17 protein-coding genes, 1 tRNA gene and 1 pseudogene (1 of these 19 only partly in view) are annotated in these 17,641 nt (G+C 63.2%); 11 read left to right on the top strand and 8 right to left on the bottom strand.

Features of this window, described 5'->3' with window-relative positions:
- Positions 1-107 precede the first annotated feature (107 nt).
- From GJV18_RS07985 to pdxH, 3 genes and pseudogenes are all read left to right on the top strand, one after another.
- Complete coding sequence (locus GJV18_RS07985; protein ID WP_160346041.1) at positions 108-1,253, top strand: serine hydrolase domain-containing protein; 1,146 nt, start codon at positions 108-110, stop codon at positions 1,251-1,253.
- Positions 1,254-1,367: 114 nt separating this feature from the next.
- Positions 1,368-1,985, top strand: a pseudogene (locus GJV18_RS07990) (OmpA family protein); the annotation flags it as partial.
- A gap of 77 nt (positions 1,986-2,062) precedes the next feature.
- On the top strand, positions 2,063-2,710 hold the full coding sequence (pdxH, locus tag GJV18_RS07995; RefSeq protein WP_160344247.1) for a pyridoxamine 5'-phosphate oxidase: 648 nt from the start codon (positions 2,063-2,065) through the stop codon (positions 2,708-2,710).
- A 102-nt stretch (positions 2,711-2,812) separates the two neighbouring features.
- On the opposite strand, the gene GJV18_RS08000 is transcribed toward pdxH, so the two are convergent.
- The gene (locus GJV18_RS08000) at positions 2,813-3,049 is read right to left on the bottom strand and encodes a hypothetical protein (protein ID WP_160344249.1); all 237 of its coding nucleotides are present in this window, start codon (positions 3,047-3,049) and stop codon (positions 2,813-2,815) included.
- Positions 3,050-3,235: 186 nt separating this feature from the next.
- Here GJV18_RS08000 and GJV18_RS08005 point away from each other — a divergent pair, with 186 nt between their 5' ends.
- From GJV18_RS08005 to GJV18_RS08035, 7 genes are all read left to right on the top strand, one after another.
- Complete coding sequence (locus tag GJV18_RS08005; RefSeq protein ID WP_160344251.1) at positions 3,236-3,700, top strand: outer membrane lipoprotein; 465 nt, start codon at positions 3,236-3,238, stop codon at positions 3,698-3,700.
- A gap of 748 nt (positions 3,701-4,448) precedes the next feature.
- Positions 4,449-7,241 (top strand): monovalent cation/H+ antiporter subunit A, encoded by a 2,793-nt coding sequence (locus tag GJV18_RS08010; protein ID WP_160344253.1) that lies wholly within the window; start codon positions 4,449-4,451, stop codon positions 7,239-7,241.
- On the top strand, positions 7,241-7,567 hold the full coding sequence (locus GJV18_RS08015; protein WP_160344255.1) for a Na+/H+ antiporter subunit C: 327 nt from the start codon (positions 7,241-7,243) through the stop codon (positions 7,565-7,567). The genes GJV18_RS08010 and GJV18_RS08015 overlap by 1 nt, the downstream gene beginning before the upstream one ends.
- Entirely contained in the window at positions 7,567-9,072 is a 1,506-nt protein-coding gene (locus GJV18_RS08020) for a monovalent cation/H+ antiporter subunit D (protein WP_160344257.1), read from the top strand. Before GJV18_RS08015 ends, GJV18_RS08020 begins: the two co-directional genes overlap by 1 nt.
- Positions 9,069-9,581 (top strand): Na+/H+ antiporter subunit E, encoded by a 513-nt coding sequence (locus tag GJV18_RS08025; RefSeq protein WP_233280081.1) that lies wholly within the window; start codon positions 9,069-9,071, stop codon positions 9,579-9,581. Before GJV18_RS08020 ends, GJV18_RS08025 begins: the two co-directional genes overlap by 4 nt.
- Positions 9,566-9,835, top strand: coding sequence for a K+/H+ antiporter subunit F (locus GJV18_RS08030; RefSeq protein WP_160344259.1), 270 nt, complete (start codon positions 9,566-9,568; stop codon positions 9,833-9,835). Before GJV18_RS08025 ends, GJV18_RS08030 begins: the two co-directional genes overlap by 16 nt.
- A 155-nt stretch (positions 9,836-9,990) precedes the next feature.
- Positions 9,991-10,323 (top strand): Na+/H+ antiporter subunit G, encoded by a 333-nt coding sequence (locus tag GJV18_RS08035; protein WP_160344261.1) that lies wholly within the window; start codon positions 9,991-9,993, stop codon positions 10,321-10,323.
- A gap of 89 nt (positions 10,324-10,412) precedes the next feature.
- On the opposite strand, the gene GJV18_RS08040 is transcribed toward GJV18_RS08035, so the two are convergent.
- The 3 genes from GJV18_RS08040 to GJV18_RS08050 all read right to left on the bottom strand — a co-directional run bounded on the left by GJV18_RS08040 (position 10,413) and on the right by GJV18_RS08050 (position 13,900).
- Positions 10,413-12,032, bottom strand: coding sequence for an NAD(P)/FAD-dependent oxidoreductase (locus tag GJV18_RS08040; protein ID WP_160344263.1), 1,620 nt, complete (start codon positions 12,030-12,032; stop codon positions 10,413-10,415).
- Positions 12,033-12,145: 113 nt separating this feature from the next.
- A complete protein-coding gene (gene gap, locus GJV18_RS08045; RefSeq protein ID WP_160344265.1) occupies positions 12,146-13,144 on the bottom strand; it encodes a type I glyceraldehyde-3-phosphate dehydrogenase in 999 nt (332 codons plus the stop codon).
- An 87-nt stretch (positions 13,145-13,231) separates the two neighbouring features.
- Complete coding sequence (locus tag GJV18_RS08050; RefSeq protein WP_160344268.1) at positions 13,232-13,900, bottom strand: hypothetical protein; 669 nt, start codon at positions 13,898-13,900, stop codon at positions 13,232-13,234.
- Between the two features lie 104 nt (positions 13,901-14,004).
- On the opposite strand from GJV18_RS08050, the gene pfkB reads away from it, so the two are divergent.
- Positions 14,005-14,934 carry a 6-phosphofructokinase II gene (gene pfkB, locus GJV18_RS08055; protein ID WP_160344270.1) on the top strand — a complete coding sequence of 310 codons (930 nt, stop codon included), beginning with the start codon at positions 14,005-14,007 and terminating at the stop codon, positions 14,932-14,934.
- 12 nt (positions 14,935-14,946) lie between these two features.
- Here pfkB and GJV18_RS08060 read toward each other — a convergent pair whose 3' ends face one another.
- The 4 genes from GJV18_RS08060 to GJV18_RS18575 form a co-directional block, all read right to left on the bottom strand.
- Positions 14,947-15,369 (bottom strand): hydrogenase, encoded by a 423-nt coding sequence (locus tag GJV18_RS08060; protein ID WP_160344272.1) that lies wholly within the window; start codon positions 15,367-15,369, stop codon positions 14,947-14,949.
- 66 nt (positions 15,370-15,435) lie between these two features.
- Complete coding sequence (gene rimO, locus GJV18_RS08065) at positions 15,436-16,764, bottom strand: 30S ribosomal protein S12 methylthiotransferase RimO (RefSeq protein WP_160344274.1); 1,329 nt, start codon at positions 16,762-16,764, stop codon at positions 15,436-15,438.
- 175 nt (positions 16,765-16,939) lie between these two features.
- On the bottom strand, positions 16,940-17,488 hold the full coding sequence (locus GJV18_RS08070; protein WP_160344276.1) for a cytochrome b: 549 nt from the start codon (positions 17,486-17,488) through the stop codon (positions 16,940-16,942).
- 131 nt (positions 17,489-17,619) lie between these two features.
- A tRNA-Met gene (locus tag GJV18_RS18575) sits at positions 17,620-17,641 on the bottom strand; it runs 155 nt beyond the window's last position.

A 17,641-nucleotide genomic window follows, 5' to 3' on the forward strand; every position in this document is an offset into this window, starting at 1 on the left:
CGAACCATGCGCAGGCTATTCGGTGAGGTTTCAGAACGTTGCACGGCTTGGGCGCGGTATGCTCTGCGCCGGTTATTGATGGTCATGCTGAGGAGGCGCTGCAGGTGATACAGGTTCAGGGTTATTTCGATCTCAGGTTCGAAGCGGTCAAGGATGCCTTTGCCGCGTTGTTCGACGCTCCCCAGGAGCGTGGGGCCGCGCTCTGTGTGCAGATCGGCGGGGAAACCGTGCTGGACCTGTGGGCCGGGGTGATGGACAAGGACGGCCAGCAGGCCTGGCACAGCGATACCCTGCTCAACCTGTTTTCCTGCACCAAGACCTTTACCGCCGTTGCCGTGTTGCAGCTGGTGGGCGAGGGCAAGCTCGATCTGGATGCGCCGGTGGCGCGCTACTGGCCGGAGTTCGCCGCCGCCGGTAAAGAGCGCATCAGCCTGCGTCATTTGCTTAGCCATCAGGCCGGGTTGCCGGCCCTGCGCCAGATGTTGCCGGCCGAAGCGCTGTATGACTGGCAGGCCATGACCACGGCCCTCGCCGCCGAGGAACCCTGGTGGCCCCTGGGCGAAGGCCATGGCTATGCCCCCATCACCTACGGCTGGCTGCTGGGTGAGGTGCTGCGCAGGGTCGAAGGGCGTGGGCCGGGGGAGAGCATCGTGGCGCGCACCGCCAAGCCCCTGGGGCTGGATTTCCATGTGGGCCTGGCTGACGCGGAGTTTGAGCGCGTCGCCCATATCTCGCGCGGCAAGGGCAATATGGGCGACGCCGCTGCCCAGCGCTTGCTCAAGACCATGATGAGCGAGCCGGCGGCCATGAGCACGCGGGCCTTTACCAACCCGCCGTCGATCATGACCAGCACCAACAAGCCCGAGTGGCGGCGCATGCAGCAGCCGGCGGCAAATGGCCATGGCAATGCCCGCAGCCTGGCCGGTTTCTACAGCGGTCTGCTCGATGGCAGCTTGCTCGACAGCGCGCTGCTGGCCGAACTGACCCGCGAACATGCCGTGGGTGAGGACAAGACCTTGCTCACCCGCACCCGTTTCGGTCTGGGCTGTATGCTCGATCAGCCCGAGGTGGCCAATGCCACCTACGGCATGGGCCGCTATGCCTTCGGTCACCCCGGCGCGGGGGGCTCGATTGGCTTTGCCGACCCCGAGCGGGAGCTGGCTTTCGGCTTTGTCACCAACAATCTAGGGCCGTTCGTCTTAATGGACCCCCGCGCGCAGAAACTTGCGCGCTTGTTGGCTGATTGTTGCTAGCGGCCTCGGCTACACTGCTGACCACAACGAGGGGCTGTGGGGGAACCCGGCGTCCGAAGCCCCGGATTCTTTTATCTGCAACATGCGTGGTGTCCGATGCTTGCCAAACTTTCCATGACCTTTGCCCTGTGCCTGCTGGTTTCGGCCTGCAGCAGCTCCGAAGCGCCCAGAAAAGCTGCCGTGGCCGCTGTACCCATGCCGCCGCCGGCACAGACCCAGGCCTGGCTGGATGACTATGAGCCGCGCATCAAGGCCGCCATCAGTGGCAGTCATTTCGAGTTGCATCGCCATGAGAATGTCCTGGTGGTGACGGCGCCGGTGCAGGGCAGTTTCAACCCCGACCGACCGCATATGATGCTGCCGGCGGTACTGGGTCCGCTGACCCGTGTCGCCAAGCTGCTGGAAACCGACCCGAAGATGGCCGTGCTGGTGCTGGGGCATGCCGACAGCAGCGGTGTTGCCGCGCAGAATCGCGAGCTGAGCGATCAGCGCGCCCGCGCCGTGACCTCGATCTTCCGCTTGAGCGGCCTGCAGTCCAACCGCCTGATGGTCAAGGGCCTGGGTTCGGACATGCCGCGTGCAGCCAACGACAGCGCCGAAGGCCGCGCCCTCAACCGCCGCGTGGAAATTATCCTGACCGCCAAGGACACCATGGCCGCCCTGGTGGCCAAGTATTCCGCCCCGGCTCCGGCCGCCACCGTGGCTGTGGTCGAGAAACCCGCCCGCAAGCCGTAACGCCTTGCTTTGGATCAAGCCAAAGGGCGCGGGCAGGGTTAAGCTAGTGGGCATTTCCGCCTGAGGATATGCCCATGACCCAGACCCTGGCCGATATGCGCCGCGACTACACCCGCGATGGCCTGAGCGAGGCCGATGCCCCGCTCGAACCCTTTTCCCTGTTCCAGCACTGGTTTGCCGACGCGGTGAAAACCGAACAGCCGCCGGTCGAACCCAATGCCATGACCCTGGCCACGGTGGACGAGCAGGGCCGGCCGCACTGCCGAGTGCTGCTGCTCAAGGGCCTGGATGAGCGCGGCTTTACCTTCTTCAGCAATTACGACAGTGCCAAGGGCGAGCAGCTGGCAGCCCGGCCCTTTGCCGCCATGACCTTCTTCTGGCCCAGCCTGGAGCGCCAGGTGCGTATCGAAGGGCAGGTGGAACGGGTCAAGGCCGAAGAATCCGACGCCTATTTCCAGGTGCGTCCCCTGGGCAGTCGTCTGGGTGCCTGGGCCTCGCCGCAGAGCCAGGTGATCAGTGGTCGCGAGGAACTGGAGCAGCTGTTGGCCGAAACCGAACAGCGTTTTCTCGACCGTGCACCGCACTGCCCGCCGCACTGGGGTGGCTACCGACTGCTGCCCGAGCGCATCGAGTTCTGGCAGGGCCGCGCCAGCCGGCTGCATGATCGCCTCAACTACCGCCTTCAGGGCAATGCCTGGCTGCGCGAGCGTCTGGCGCCCTGAGGCTTGCACCCGATTGGGCGTCCGGGCTGCGTGGTGCGGCGGAGGGCGCCCCCAAGGGTGCCATGCTGAGAAAGACCCAAGCGCATACGCGCTGTCGGTGTTTTAACTGTTTGGATAACGCTGCGCGGCGTCTTCCAGGTGGGTCAGCAGGGCCTTGCCCTTGAGGCGTGCGTGCTGCGCCTGCTGCAGGCTGTCGAGCATATAACCACGCTTGGCCACGCTATCCCCGGCGAAGGAGAGCGCCAGATCGCGAGCCATCCATAGTTTGATGCGGACGTACAGCCACCAGTGGAAGTACAAGCCGGCCAGGCTGGTGAGTGCGACGATCAGGTAGTCCATAAGTTCCTCGTTAAGTCCCTGTAAGCTAATCCAGTCTGAACCTGTGCTGAAGGCGACGCAATGTCGCGGTAGTGGCCATGACCGGGTAATGAATCAAATGGGTAAAGTTTTGCCGTAATTTGCCCATGACAGGTGGACAACGGCGCGGTCTAATGGCTGTCGATAACATTCCATGGAGGTTGCACGATGCGTAAGACAATGATGATGACGACGGCGCTGTTGGCGAGCCTGCTGGCGCTGGCCGGTTGCGCATCGAAGCTGACCGGCGACACCTATTCGAGGGCCGAGGCGCGCACTGTGCAGACCGTGCGCATGGGTACCATCGAGGCGCTGCGGCCGGTGCAGATCGAAGGCACCAAGACCCCGATAGGCGCCGGTGCCGGTGCGGTGATCGGTGGTATTGGCGGCAGTTCGGTCGGCGGTGGTCGCGGCAGTGCGGTAATGGCGGTGATCGGTGCGGTAGCCGGTGGCATGCTCGGGGCTGCAGCTGAAGAAGGGCTGACGCGTACCCAGGGGGTGGAGATCACCGTGCGTGAGGACGACGGCAGCCTGCGGGCCTATGTTCAGGAAGTGGAGCCGAACCAGATTTTCCGCGTGGGGCAGCGGGTGCGCATTCTGACGGTCAATGGCACCAGCCGCGTTTCCCATTGAGTGTTTGTGACAGGCCGAGCCAGTAACTGCTGGCTCGGCTTTTTTATGCCTATGTCCCAATAGCCTGTTGCGTTCGCTCAGCTTCACTGAATTTAGGCTGGGTTGGATCTGTAGGGTGCGCCGTGCGCACCGTTATTGCGCGGCCAAGCTTGGTGCGCACAGCGCACCCTACCTACAGGCGCCAAGCCTGAGCCGATCCTTGATGCAACACATGATTGGTACAGAGCCTTTTTTATGGGCTGCCATCCATGGCGCCCACCCTGCGGGCCGTCGCTGCGCGACGTTAAAAACTGCTCCCGGCAGTTTTTTATGGCCCGCCATCCACTGCAGCCACCCTGCGGACCGTTGCTGCGCGACATTAAAAACTGCTCCCGGCAGTTTTTAATGGCTCGCCATCCATTGCAGCCACCTTGCGGAGCGTTGCGGCGCGACGTTAAAAATCGCTCCCGGCGATTTTTTGTGGCCGCACATCAATGGCATCTGCCCTTCGGGCTGTATCAGCGCGACGTCAAGAATGGCTCCCGGGCATTTTTTGTGACTAGAATTCAGGCCTCTGTCGCGCTGCGGCGGCTTTTCTGCCTTTCTGAATGTTTCTATCCATGACAGTCCATCGATAGATATGGATAATCCACATCGGCCCCAAATCTGGCCTCTGGGGTTGGCCGGTGTTGGGGTGATCCTGCAGAAGTTTGGATGCTAATCGAGCCGTGGCCGGGGAACTGGCGGGCGCGCACAAGGGGTTCTATCTATGGCGCTTGCGCTGATTATCGCTTTGCCATTCCTTGGAGTGATTCTTCCGCTGCTGGCCGAGCGCCTGGGTCGTTCGGCCTGCGCCACGGCCGCGGCTGTGGCGCCGCTGCTGGGCCTGGTCCTGCTGATGCAGCAGCGCGCCCCGGTATTTGCCGGCGAGGTCGTGCTGAGCAAGTACAGCTGGCTGCCGGAGCTGGGTATCAACCTCAGCCTGCGCCTGGATGGCCTGGGTTTTCTGTTTGCCCTGCTGATCCTAGGTATTGGCCTGCTGGTCATCCTCTACGCCCGTTACTACCTGAGCAAAAGCGAGCCGGCGGGGCGCTTCTATGCCTTCCTGCTGCTGTTTATGGGCGCCATGCTCGGGGTGGTGCTGTCGGAAAACCTGCTGCTGATGCTGATGTTCTGGGAGCTGACCAGCCTGTCATCGTTCCTGCTGATCAGTTTCTGGAACAGCCGCTCGGATGCCCGCAAGGGCGCGCGCATGGCTCTGGCCGTGACCGGTGGTGGTGGCCTGGCACTGCTCGCCGGCATCCTGCTGATTGGCCAGATTGCCGGCAGCTTCGAACTGTCCCAGGTGCTGGCGAGCGGTGATGCGATCCGCGCCCATGAACTCTATCCCCTGGCGCTGATTCTGGTGTTGCTAGGCATCTTTACCAAGTCGGCACAGTTTCCCTTCCATTTCTGGCTGCCCCACGCGATGGCCGCGCCCACCCCGGTTTCCGCCTACTTGCACTCGGCGACCATGGTCAAGGCCGGGGTCTTTCTGCTGGCCCGTCTGTACCCGGCCCTGGCCGGCAGCGAGTGGTGGTTCTACCTGGTCAGCATTACCGGCCTGACCACCTTGCTGGTGGGGGCGGGCATGGCTCTGTTCCAGCATGACCTCAAGGGGTTGCTGGCCTACTCGACCATCAGCCACCTGGGCCTGATTACCCTGCTGTTTGGCCTGGATACGCGCCTGGCCGCAGTGGCAGCGGTGTTCCATATCATCAACCACGCCACCTTCAAGGCCTCGCTGTTTATGGCCGCCGGCATCATCGACCATGAAACCGGCAGCCGTGATATGCGGCGCATCAATGGCATGTGGAAGTACATGCCGCATACGGCCTTGCTGGCCATGGTGGCCGCCTCGGCCATGGCCGGGGTGCCCTTGCTCAATGGTTTCTTGAGCAAGGAAATGTTCTTTACCGAGACCCTCAACCAGCACCTGCTGGGCAGCTTCAGTTGGGTGATCCCCGCTGGTGCGACCCTGGCCGGGGTGTTTTCGGTGGCCTATTCGCTGCGCTTTATCCATGACGTGTTCTTCAATGGTGAGCCGGTCAACCTGCCTCATTACCCGCCCCATGAGCCGCCGCGCTATATGAAGGTGCCGGTGGAGGTGCTGGTGTTCCTCTGTCTGCTGGTGGGCATCGTCCCGGCCTACACGGTGGCGCCCCTGCTGGCCGTGGCGGCGTCTGCAACCCTGGGCGGTCCGCTGCCCGAGTACAGCCTGTCGATCTGGCACGGCTTTAACCTGCCGCTGCTGATGAGTGTGATTGCCTTGATCGGCGGCATTCTGGTCTACACCTTCCGCCAGCCGCTTTTTCGCTGGTATGCCGGCTTGCCGCAGCTGGATGCCAAGCTGGTGTTCGAGAATGCTGTGCAGGGGGTGGTTGCAGCGGCCAGATGGTGCACGCAGCTGCTGGAAAACGGCTCGCTGCAACGCTATCTGGCCCTGATGCTGCTGGCTTCCCTGGCGGTGGTGACAGTGGCCCTGGGGCCGCTGTCCAGCCTGCAGGGGCCCCAGGCGCTGGGCCCGGTGGATGTGGTGACCGGCCTGAGCATGGGCATGCTGGCGTTGTCGGCGCTGATTACCGTGGTATTCCACCGGCGTCGCCTGGTGGCCCTGCTGATGCTCAGCGTGGTCGGCCTGCTGGTGGCCCTGGCCTTCGTGCGCTTCTCCGCGCCGGATCTGGCCCTGACTCAGCTGTCGGTGGAAATGGTCACCATGGTGCTGCTGATGCTGGCACTGTTCTTCCTGCCGCCCACCACACCGGGTGAGTCCAGCAGTCTGCGTGGTCTGCGCGATTTTATTCTGGCCGGCGGTTTCGGCACCCTGGTGGCGCTGCTGGTATACGCGGTGCTGACCCGTCCCTACGAGACCATCGCCGACTACTTTATCGCCAACAGCGTGCCGGGCGGTGGCGGTACCAACGTGGTCAACGTCATCCTGGTGGACTTCCGCGGCTTCGATACCCTGGGCGAGATCAGCGTGCTGGCCATCGCCGGCATGGGCATCTATGCCTTGCTCGGCGGCCTGCAACTGTTCCAGCCCAAGCAGGATGCCGACGGTCACGCCTGGGCGCGGGATCGTCATCCGCTGATCCTGGCCACCTTGTCGCGTCTGTTGTTGCCGCTGGCGCTGCTGATTTCCGCCTTTATCTTCCTGCGCGGGCACAACCTGCCGGGCGGCGGCTTTATCGCCGGACTGATCACCTCGATTGCCCTGATCCTGCAGTATGTGGCCAATGGCGTGCAGTGGACGCGTTCGCGCCTGGCTCTCAATTATCACCAACTGGCCGGTGTCGGGGTGCTGGTGGCGGGTGTCACGGGCCTGGCCAGCTGGATTTTTGGTTATCCCTTCCTGACCACCACCTTCGGTCATTTCCATATTCCGCTGGTCGGTGAAATCGAGCTGGCCAGTGCCATGCTGTTTGACTTGGGTGTGTACCTGACGGTGATCGGCGCCACCCTGCTGATTCTGGCCAACCTGGGCAAACTGACCCAGGACGACCCCGCCAAGGAGGTGCATTGATGGAAGCGCTATTTGCCGCAACCCTGGGCATTCTGACCGCCAGCGGCGTCTATCTGCTGCTGCGCGCGCGCACCTTCCCGGTGGTGATGGGGCTGATCCTGCTGTCCTATGCGGTCAACCTGTTTCTGTTTGCCATGGGCCGGCTGAAGACCGGCATGCCGGCGGTGATCGGCCGTAGCGCCGAGTATGCCGATCCGCTGCCCCAGGCTCTGGTGCTGACCGCCATCGTGATCGGCTTTGCCATGACCGCCTTTATTCTGGTGCTGGCCCTGCGCGGTCTGGGTGAACTGAAAACCGATCATGTCGATGGCAAGGAGCCGCGTTGATGAACCATGCGTTGATCCTGCCGGTTCTGTTGCCGATGTTTGTCGGCAGCGTGCTGTTGTTCGCCCCGCGCCTGTCGCTGACGCTGCAACGCAGCCTGGGCCTGCTGTCGACCCTGCTGGTGCTGTTGATTGGCACCTACCTGCTGGGCCTGGCTGACCAGGGCGCTTTACACAGTTATGCCGTGGGTAACTGGCAGGCGCCCTTTGGCATCGTGCTGCTGCTTGATCGCCTCAGTGCGCTGCTGCTGGTGGTTACGGCCGTGCTGGCGCTGTTCGCCCTGATCTATGCGGTGCGCGGTGATGATGCCCGGGGCAAGAATTTCCATTCGCTGTTCCAGTTCCAGCTGATGGGCATCAACGGCGCCTTTCTCACGGGCGATCTGTTCAACCTGTTCGTGTTCTTCGAGATCCTGCTGATCGCCTCCTATGCCTTGCTGCTGCATGGTGGCGGCGCCGAGCGGGTGCGTGCCGGTATCCACTACGTGGTGCTCAATCTGCTCGGTTCCAGCCTGTTCTTGCTGGCAGTGGGGGTGATGTACGGCATCACCGGCACCCTGAACATGGCCGATATGGCGGTCAAGGTGGCTGCCGCGTCGGCTGATGATGCGGCGCTGCTGGGCGCTGCGGGTCTGCTGCTGCTGGTGGTCTTCGGTCTCAAGGCCGCCTTTGTGCCACTGTACTTCTGGCTGCCACGGGCCTATGCCTCGGCCAGCGCACCGGTGGCGGCGCTGTTTGCGATCATGACCAAGGTCGGCCTGTACTCGATCATGCGGGTGTACATCCTGATCTATGGCGAGCAGGCCAGCAGCATCGCCAATCTGGCCGCTGACTGGCTGTGGCCCCTGGCGCTGCTGACTATTCTCTGTGGTGTGGTCGGGGCCCTGGCGGCAGCGAGCATCCAAGGCTTGCTGGCCTATCTGGTGGTGGCTTCGGTGGGCAGCCTGCTGGCGGGCGTGGCACTGGGCACACAGCAGGCGCTGAGCGCGGCGCTGTTCTACCTGATTCACAGCACCTGGGTTGCGGGTGCGATGTTTCTGGTGGCCGACCTGATCAGTCGGCAGCGCGGCGACAAGGCCGGCAATCTGGTGCAGGGGCCGATGTTGCTGCAGCCGTTGTTGCTCAGTGCCCTGTTCTTTATCGGTGCCATTGCCCTGGCCGGCCTGCCGCCATTTTCCGGTTTCTTCGGCAAGCTGCTGCTGCTGCGTGCGGCGGCACCGGGCATTGAGGCCCTGCTGCTGTGGCCGGTGCTGTTGCTGGGGGGGCTGCTTACCCTGGTGGCCCTGAGCCGTGCCGGCAGCACATTGTTGTGGCGCACCGGGCGTGACGTGCTGGGACGGGCCGAGCGTGATGACGGGCGTACTCTGGCAGCGGTTGGTCTGCTGTCCAGTGCCGTGCTGCTGGTGCTCTTTGCCGCGCCGGTATTGGCCTATGTGCAGGCTACCGCGGCGCAGTTGCTTGATCTGGCGCCCTATATGCAACTGGTGCCCGCAGGAGAAAGGCCATGATGACCCTGTTCGCCAATCGCTGGTTGCCGCAGCCGCTGCTCAGCCTGTGCCTGCTGTTTATCTGGCTGCTGCTGATGAATGACCTGGGTTTCGGCCACTGGCTGTTGGGCGGCTTGCTCGGCTGGGTGATTCCGCTGCTGACCCAGCTGTTCTGGGAGCGCACACCGCGCCTGTACAAGCCGCTCAAGCTGTGTCTGTTTTTTCTGCGCATCCTTGGCGATATCGTGTTCGCCAACCTGCAGGTGGCCAAGCTGATCGTTGGCTCCAGCAGCAAGTTGCGCCCGGCCTTTGTCGAGGTGCCGGTGGAACTGGAAGACGACCTGGCCCTGACCATGCTGGCCAGTATCGTTTCCTTGACCCCCGGCACCGTCTCGGCCGATCTCAGCGATGATCGCAAGACTCTGCTGGTGCATGGCCTAGATGTGGCCGATGAGGAGGCGCTGATCCGTGAGATCAAGCAGCGTTACGAGGCCCCACTCAAGGAGGTGTTCACATGCTCGCCTACGTGATTCCCCTGTGTCTGGCGATCATGACGCTAGCCTTGATCCTGACTCTGCTGCGACTGATCAAGGGGCCGGATCTGCCGGATCGCATCCTGGCCCTGGATACCCTGTATATCAACGCCATCGCCCTGATCGTGCTGTTCGGCATCTGGCTGGGCTCGGAGCTGTATTTCGAGGCGGCGCTGTTGATCGCCGTGATGGGCTTTGTCGGTACGGTGGCGGTGGCCAAGTATCTGCTGCGCGGCGATATCATCGAATGAGAACGAGTTTACGATCTGCTGCGCGTCGGCCCTGCTGCGTTAAAAACAGGCTCGGAATGCTCATTTACAGCTCGTAAACTCCGCTTCCTCGCCTGTTTTTGCCTTGCATGGCTCTAGCTCGCGAGATCGTAAACACGTTCTACGGAGACTGCTTAATGAATCCATGGATAGAAGGCCTGGTGGCCATCAGCCTGCTGCTGGGCAGCCTGTTTGCCCTGATCGGCGCCCTGGGGCTGTACAAGCTGCCGGATTTCTATATGCGTCTGCATGGCCCGACCAAGGCCACCACCCTGGGCGTGGGCGGCATGGTGGTGGCATCCATGCTGTATTTCAGCAATCAGGGTAATGGTCTGAGCCTGCATGAGCTGCTGATTACCCTGTTTCTCTTTATCACTGCTCCGGTCAGCGCCCATATGCTGGCCAAGGCCGCCCTGCAGCAGAAGCTGCGCCTGAGCGACAAGACCCGCGGTCGGCCCTGGGAGCAGTAGTGGCGGACCTGGTGTGGGTAGGCGCCAGCTGATTCAGCATTGCGCGAGGTGCCATAACCCATTACCGCTCGTATCTGGGAGGCGCCAGGTCAGGCCTCGACTATGCCCAGCATATCCCGCACCACCGCCTCGGCCACGCGAATGCCATCGACCCCGGCAGACAGGATGCCGCCGGCGTAACCTGCGCCTTCCCCGGCCGGGTACAGGCCTCTGGTGTTCAGGCTCTGCAGATCTTCGCCGCGGGTGATGCGCAGAGGCGAGGAGGTGCGGGTTTCGATGCCGGTGAGCACCGCATCGCTGAGGTCGAAGCCCTTGATCTGTTTGCCGAACGCCGGCAGCGCTTCGCGGATGGCCTCGATGGCAAAGCCTGGCAGCGAGGGTGCCAGGTCGCCCAGCTTTACTCCAGGCTTGTAGGACGGCTCGACGCTGCCCAGGGCAGTGGAGGGTTTGCCGGCGATAAAGTCGCCGACCAGCTGCCCCGGGGCTTCGTAGGTGCTACCGCCGAGCAGATAGGCCTGGGACTCCAGACGCTCCTGCAACTCCACGCCGGCCAGGGGGTCGCCGGGGTAATCCTGCTCCGGGGTGATGCCGACGACGATGCCGGCATTGGCATTGCGCTCGTTGCGCGAGTACTGGCTCATGCCGTTGGTCACCACCCGCCCGGGTTCGGACGTGGCGGCGACCACGGTGCCGCCCGGGCACATGCAAAAGCTGTAGACCGAGCGACCGTTGCTGGCATGGTGCACCAGCTTGTAGTCGGCGGCGCCCAGTTTGGGGTGGCCGGCATATTTGCCCAGGCGCGCGCGGTCGATCAGGCCTTGCGGGTGTTCGATACGAAAGCCCACCGAGAAGGGCTTGGCTTCCATATACACGCCGCGGGCATGGAGCATGCGGAAGGTGTCGCGCGAGCTGTGGCCCAGGGCCAGGATCACGTGACGGCTGCGTAACTGCTCGCCGTTGTCCAGCACCACGCCCTGCAGTTGCCCATCTTCCAGAAGCAGATCGCTGACTCTCTGCTGGAAGCGCACTTCGCCGCCCAGGGCTTTGATTTCTTCACGCATGGTGGCGACCACGCCGGTGAGGCGGAAGGTGCCGATATGCGGCTTGCTGACGTAGAGGATTTCCTCCGGGGCACCGGCCTTGACGAATTCTTCCAGCACCTTGCGGCCCAGGTGCTTGGGGTCCTTGATCTGGCTGTACAGCTTGCCGTCCGAGAAGGTACCGGCACCGCCTTCGCCGAACTGCACATTGGATTCGGGGTTGAGCACGTTCTTGCGCCACAGGCCCCAGGTGTCCTTGGTGCGCTGGCGCACTTCCTTGCCGCGCTCCAGTACGATGGGCTTGAGGCCGGCCTGGGCCAGAATCAGCGCGGCGAAGATGCCGCAAGGGCCGAACCCGACCACGATGGGGCGCTCATCGAGACCACTAGCCGGCGCCTGGCCGACCGGCTTGTAGCGGGTATCCGGGGCCGGATTGATATGCGGGTCATTGGCGAAACGGGCCAGTACGGCGGCATCGTCGGCCAGGCTGCAGTCGATGGTGTAGATAAAGGGCATTTCGCCGAAACGCTTGCGCGCATCGTAGCTGCGCTTGAACAGGCTGAAGTCCAGCAGTTCGCTATCGGCAATCCCCAGGCGTTGAACAATGGCAGGGCGCAGTGCCTCCTCGGGGTGGTCGAGGGGCAGCTTGAGTTCGGTGATGCGCAGCATGGCAGCAGTCCACAATGAGGCCGGAGGCAACCCGGCAAATAAAGAGGGCGGCGATTATACCTGCGAACCGGCCCAGCTGGCGCTGGGCAACGGTTACAGCAGGGGCAAGGAGCCTACGGTCGGGTCCAGGCTAGCAGCACATCCAGCATGCGGTTGGCGAAGGCCCATTCGTTGTCATACCAGGCCAGTACCTTGACCAGATCACCCTGAACCCGGGTGTGGTTCAGATCGACCACACAGGAGATCGGGTGACCATTGAAGTCGCTGGATACCAGCGGCAGTTCATTGCACTCCATGACCCCCAGGGGCAGTTGCAGTGCACCTTCGCGCAGGGCCGCGTTGATGGCCGCGGGCGTGGTGGGGCGCTCGCTGATAAAGCTCAGGTCCACCAGCGATACATTGGGCGTGGGCACGCGCACCGACAGGCCGTCCAGGCGCCCGGCCAGTTCCGGCATCACCAGGCCGATGGCCTTGGCCGCGCCGGTGCTGGTGGGGATCATCGACAGGGCTGCCGCGCGGGCGCGATAGAGGTCGCTGTGGGTCTTGTCCAGCAGATTCTGGTCATTGGTGTAGGCGTGGATGGTGTTGACCAGGCCACTGCGGATACCCACTGCCTTGTGCAGCACCTTGGCCAGTGGCGCCAGGCAGTTGGTGGTGCAGGAGGCGTTGGAAACGATCTGCTGGTTGCCCAGCAGCTCATGGTTGACGCCGTAGACCACAGTCAGGTCGGCGCTGTCCATGGGGTGGGAAAGCAGCACCCGAGAGGCGCCGGCGGTCAGGTGTTGTTCGACCTGCTCACGCTTCTTCACCTTGCCCGAGCACTCCAGCACCAGATCGATGCCGTGTTCGGCCCAGGGCAGGTTGACCACCTCGCGCTCACGCAGCAGGTGGATCGACTGTCCGTCGATCTGCAACAGGTCATCGTGCTGCGAAACGCGGGCGGCGAAACGACCGAAGGTCGAGTCAAAGCGGGTGAGGTGGGTGAGGGTGGCAGGGTCACCCAGGTCATTGATGGCGCACAGGTGGATCTTGTGCTCCAGATCCCGATCAAACAAGGCGCGCACCAGCGCCCGGCCAATTCGTCCATATCCGTTGATGGCAACTCGCAGCATGTTGATACCCCTTTATGCTCTTGTCCTTTCAGCTTAGGCGAGGTCGGCAGGCTTGCCCGACGAATGGCACCGCTGAGATGTATGGGTTTATTGCCGGGCACCGCCAAAGTGGCCGCAGCCGCGCAGCACTTGGTCATTCAGGCGCAGCTCGGCACTGAGGTGCTGTACGGCGCCGCTCATGCTGTCGCGGCAGGTCTGCGGGGTCAGCCACAGACCCAGGCGCTGGCCATTGGCTTCACTGCTCAAGTGCAGACGGCCTTCGGGCAGCTGTTCTTCCAGATAGGGCAGGGCCAGCGGCTCCTGGCCGGGGCGGTGGAGCACCATGCCCTGGCTGCCGACGCGCAGGCTCCAGCTTGGTTCGTGACCACTGGCGCGCAGCAGGGTCTGCTTGAAATTGGCATCCTCACAGCCATGGCCTTCACCTTGCAGGCGATACACCTGGCTGACGGCCAGTGCCCCATCGTGGTTGTTTTCCGCGCTGGCGCTCAGGGTGCCGCGCAGATCGGCGAACAGCACGCTGTGGCCGTCGCTCAGCAGGCTCTGGCTGTTGCGCAGCAGTGCACTGTTGGCCGTATCGCTGAGGACAAAGTGGCGCTGCTCCAGGCAGGGGCGGAATAGCAGCTGGCTGCCAGCCTGGCTGATTTCACCCTGCAGGCGCGGGGCTGGGCTGGGCTGGCTGGGTGTGCCCGGTGCCAGCAACTGGCAGCCGGTGAACAGCGGCAGCAGGGCGAGGAGGCAGAAACGACTCGGGTGCATGACAGGTCTCCTGGAAAATGCGGCCACGTTACCCGCGGCTCAGGTGGCAGGGCAAGGCATGGCGGCGCTACGCTGTGGGAAGTGGGCAAAAGAAGGAAACGCCGATGAGCGGCATTGTCACCCTGACCCTGAGTCCGTCCCTGGATGTGGCCACCGAGGTGGCGCGTCTGTACCCGGATGACAAGCTGCGTTGCCAGCGCCCCCGCTATGCCCCCGGCGGCGGGGGGATCAATGTGGCGCGGGCCATTCATATCCTTGGTGGCAGGGCTTTGGCCCTCTATCCGGCGGGAGGTTCCACCGGTGAGCATCTGGGTCAGCTGCTCGATGCCTGTGGCGTGAACCATCAGGCGTTGCCCATTCAGGAGTGGACCCGCGAGAGCCTGAACCTCACCGAGCTGGCCAGCGCCCAGCAGTATCGGCTGATCATGCCGGGGGCGCGGTTGAGCGAAGTGGAACAGGAGCAGCTACTGGCCGCTGTGCAGGCCTTGCCGACCCCCGAGTATCTGGTGGTCAGCGGCAGTCTGCCGGAGGGCCTGGCCAGTGACTTTATGCCGCGCTTGCTGGGCGCGGCCAAGGCGCGGGGCGTACGCTGCATCGTCGACTGCTCGGGGGACGGCTTGCTGCAGGTGCTGGATATCGGCGGGGTGTTTCTGCTCAAGCCCAATATCGATGAGCTCAGCGCCGCGGTGGGGGAGGATATTCTCGACTCCACCCAGCTGCTGGGTATTGCCCGTGAACTGATCGCGGCGGGCAAGTGCCAGGCTTTGCTGGTGTCACTGGGGCCCCAGGGGGCGCTGCTGGTCAGTGCCGAGCACAGCGCCACCATCGCCGCCCCCACGGTGCGCAAGCGCAGCACGGTGGGCGCTGGTGACAGCATGGTGGCAGCTTTGACGCTGAAGCTGGTCTCTGGCGCCGACCTGCTGGAAGCGGCCCGTTATGGGGTAGCCGCCGGCAGTGCGGCGATCATGACCGCGGGTACTGAGCTGTGCCGCCGTGAAGATGCCGAGCGCTTGTTTGCCTGGATGCAGGGTTGAGCGCGCAAGCGCTTAGTCCTGGGCGGGCGCTTGGCCGCGTATGCCCCAAAGGGCCAGGGTAATGGCGAGCAGGGAGGCCGGGGCCACACTGATCAGCAGGCCTGCCACCAGGCTTTCCGCCCAGGGCGCGCCCTGGGTGCCTGCGGCGGCCACCGGGGTGGTTTGCCCTGCGCCCAGGGTGGCCCCGAGCAGGCATCCCAGCCAGTTGACATAACTGGCATACAACCAGGCCCAATACATCAGCCATTGTTGCCGGCTGCCCAGCCTGAACTGCTTCCAGATGGCGCCTATGGCGATCAGCAGGGTGCCGCTGAGGATGCCGATGGTATGCGCGGACAACCCCAGACGGGGAATACTCAGGCTCGGGATGGCGAGGCCGGAAAGCAGCGCCAGCAGGATCAGGATAAAGCCATGGCGCAGCAATGGGCGATGCATGGGAACCTCGTGGGGCATTCAACTGACTTCAGGGTAGTTGAACGTGCATCGCCCGGAGCGGGTGGATTATCCGATCAGCTCGGCCCACAGGTCGTATTCATCGGCATCGACAATGCGCACACGCACCTTGTCGCCGGGCTTGACCGCGGTGGAGTCGATAAACACGCTGCCATCGATCTCTGGTGCGTCGGCGTAGCTGCGGGCCACGGCGCCTTCGCCATCCACCTCGTCGATCAGCACGTCCATCTCCTTGCCAACCTTGAGTTGCAGGCGGGCGGCGCTGATGGCCTGCTGGTGGGCCATAAAGCGCTCCCAGCGCTCCTGCTTGACCTCATCCGGTACCACGTCCAGATCCAGGTCGTTGGCCGGGGCGCCTTCCACCGGGCTGTACTGGAAGCAGCCGACGCGATCCAGCTGGGCTTCGCTCAGCCAGTCCAGCAGGTACTGGAAGTCTTCTTCGGTTTCGCCTGGGAAGCCGACGATAAAGGTCGAGCGGATGGTCAGCTCCGGGCAGATCTCGCGCCAGGCCTTGATCCGCGCCAGGGTCTTGTCCTCGAAGGCCGGACGCTTCATGGCCTTGAGCACTTTCGGGCTGGCGTGCTGGAAGGGAATGTCCAGATAGGGCAGCAGCTTGCCGGCGGCCATCAGTGGGATCAGCTCGTCCACATGGGGGTAGGGGTAGACATAGTGCAGGCGCACCCAGACGCCCATGGATGACAGTGCCTCGCACAGCTCGGTCATGCGGGTCTTGACCGGCTGGCCGTTCCAGAAGTCGGTCTTGTACTTCATGTCCACGCCATAGGCGCTGGTGTCCTGGCTGATCACCAGCAGTTCCTTGACCCCGGCCTTGACCAGACGCTCGGCTTCGCTGAGCACCTCGCCCACCGGGCGGCTGACCAGCTTGCCGCGCATCGACGGGATGATGCAGAAGCTGCAGCTGTGGTTGCAGCCTTCGGAAATCTTCAGGTAGGCATAGTGGCGCGGGGTCAGCTTGACGCCCTGGGGGGGCACCAGATCGATCAGCGGGTTGTGGTCCTGGCGTGGCGGTACCACTTCATGCACGGCATTGACCACCTGCTCATACTGCTGCGGCCCGGTGACCGAGAGCACGCTGGGGTGTACGTCGCGGATGCTGCCTTCTTCCACGCCCATGCAGCCGGTGACGATGACCTTGCCATTTTCCTTGATTGCTTCACCGATCACGTCCAGGGATTCGGCCTTGGCGCTGTCGATAAAGCCGCAGGTATTGACCACCACCACATCGGCATCCTGATAGGTCGGCACCACTTCATAGCCTTCCATGCGCAGCTGGGTCAGGATGCGCTCGGAGTCCACCAGGGCCTTGGGGCAACCCAGAGAAACGAATCCGACTTTCGGCGTGGTGGGGGTGGACATGCAGGTAACCTCAGGCGCGTACAGGGGATGCCGGGCGCTGGTTGCGCCGCTGATCAAAAAGTGCGCAATTCTAGCGATCTGTCCAGGCCTTGGCCAGCCCTCTTGAGCATTGTGCGATGCCTGGGTCGGCCTCGCTGCGGCCCGGGACTGGCCAGTCGTGCATTGGGCCTGAGGTTTATCGGCGGCGTGGCAGCATCAGGCGCAGGGTATTGTCGTGCAGCACATGGTGATGCAGTAGGGCTGCGGCCGCATGCAAACCAATCAGCCAGTAACCAAGCTGGGCGATCTGTATGTGCCAATGTTCGAGGTTCTCGGCCAGGTCGTGATTCTTGTCGAGCAGGGCCGGCAGCTCCAGGCCGAGCAGCGGTACCGACTTGCCTTCGGCGCTGAAATACAGCCAGCCGAGCATGGGGGTAACGATCATCAGGGCATAGAGCGCCCAATGCATCAGCCTGGCGGCGGTGTCCTGCAGGGCGTGCGGGGTTGGCTGGATACGCGGTTTGGGGGCGCCGAGGCGAGCTATCAGGCGAATCCATACCAGGCTAAAGATGGTCATGCCCAGGGTGAAGTGCGTCAGCTTCATCAGCGTGCGCCCGTCGCTGCCTTTGGGGAAGAGGCCGCGCAATTCCATGCTGCAGTAGACGGTGATGATCAACAGCAGCATCAGCCAGTGCAGGCCGATGGACAGGTTGCCATAGCGGGTCGCGGTGTTTTTCCAGTTCATGCTTCATGGGCTCTGAGAGAAAGGAGATGCCATTCTCGCGAGCCAAGCTTAAGTCGAGCTGAAGCCTCTGCAGGTATCCGCGGAGCTAAAACAAAAAAGGCCACTCGATTGAGTGGCCTTTTCTGAGTATCTGGTTGCGGGAGCCGGATTTGA

This window comes from Pseudomonas xionganensis, from assembly GCF_009763245.1.
Classification (GTDB): domain Bacteria; phylum Pseudomonadota; class Gammaproteobacteria; order Pseudomonadales; family Pseudomonadaceae; genus Aquipseudomonas; species Aquipseudomonas xionganensis.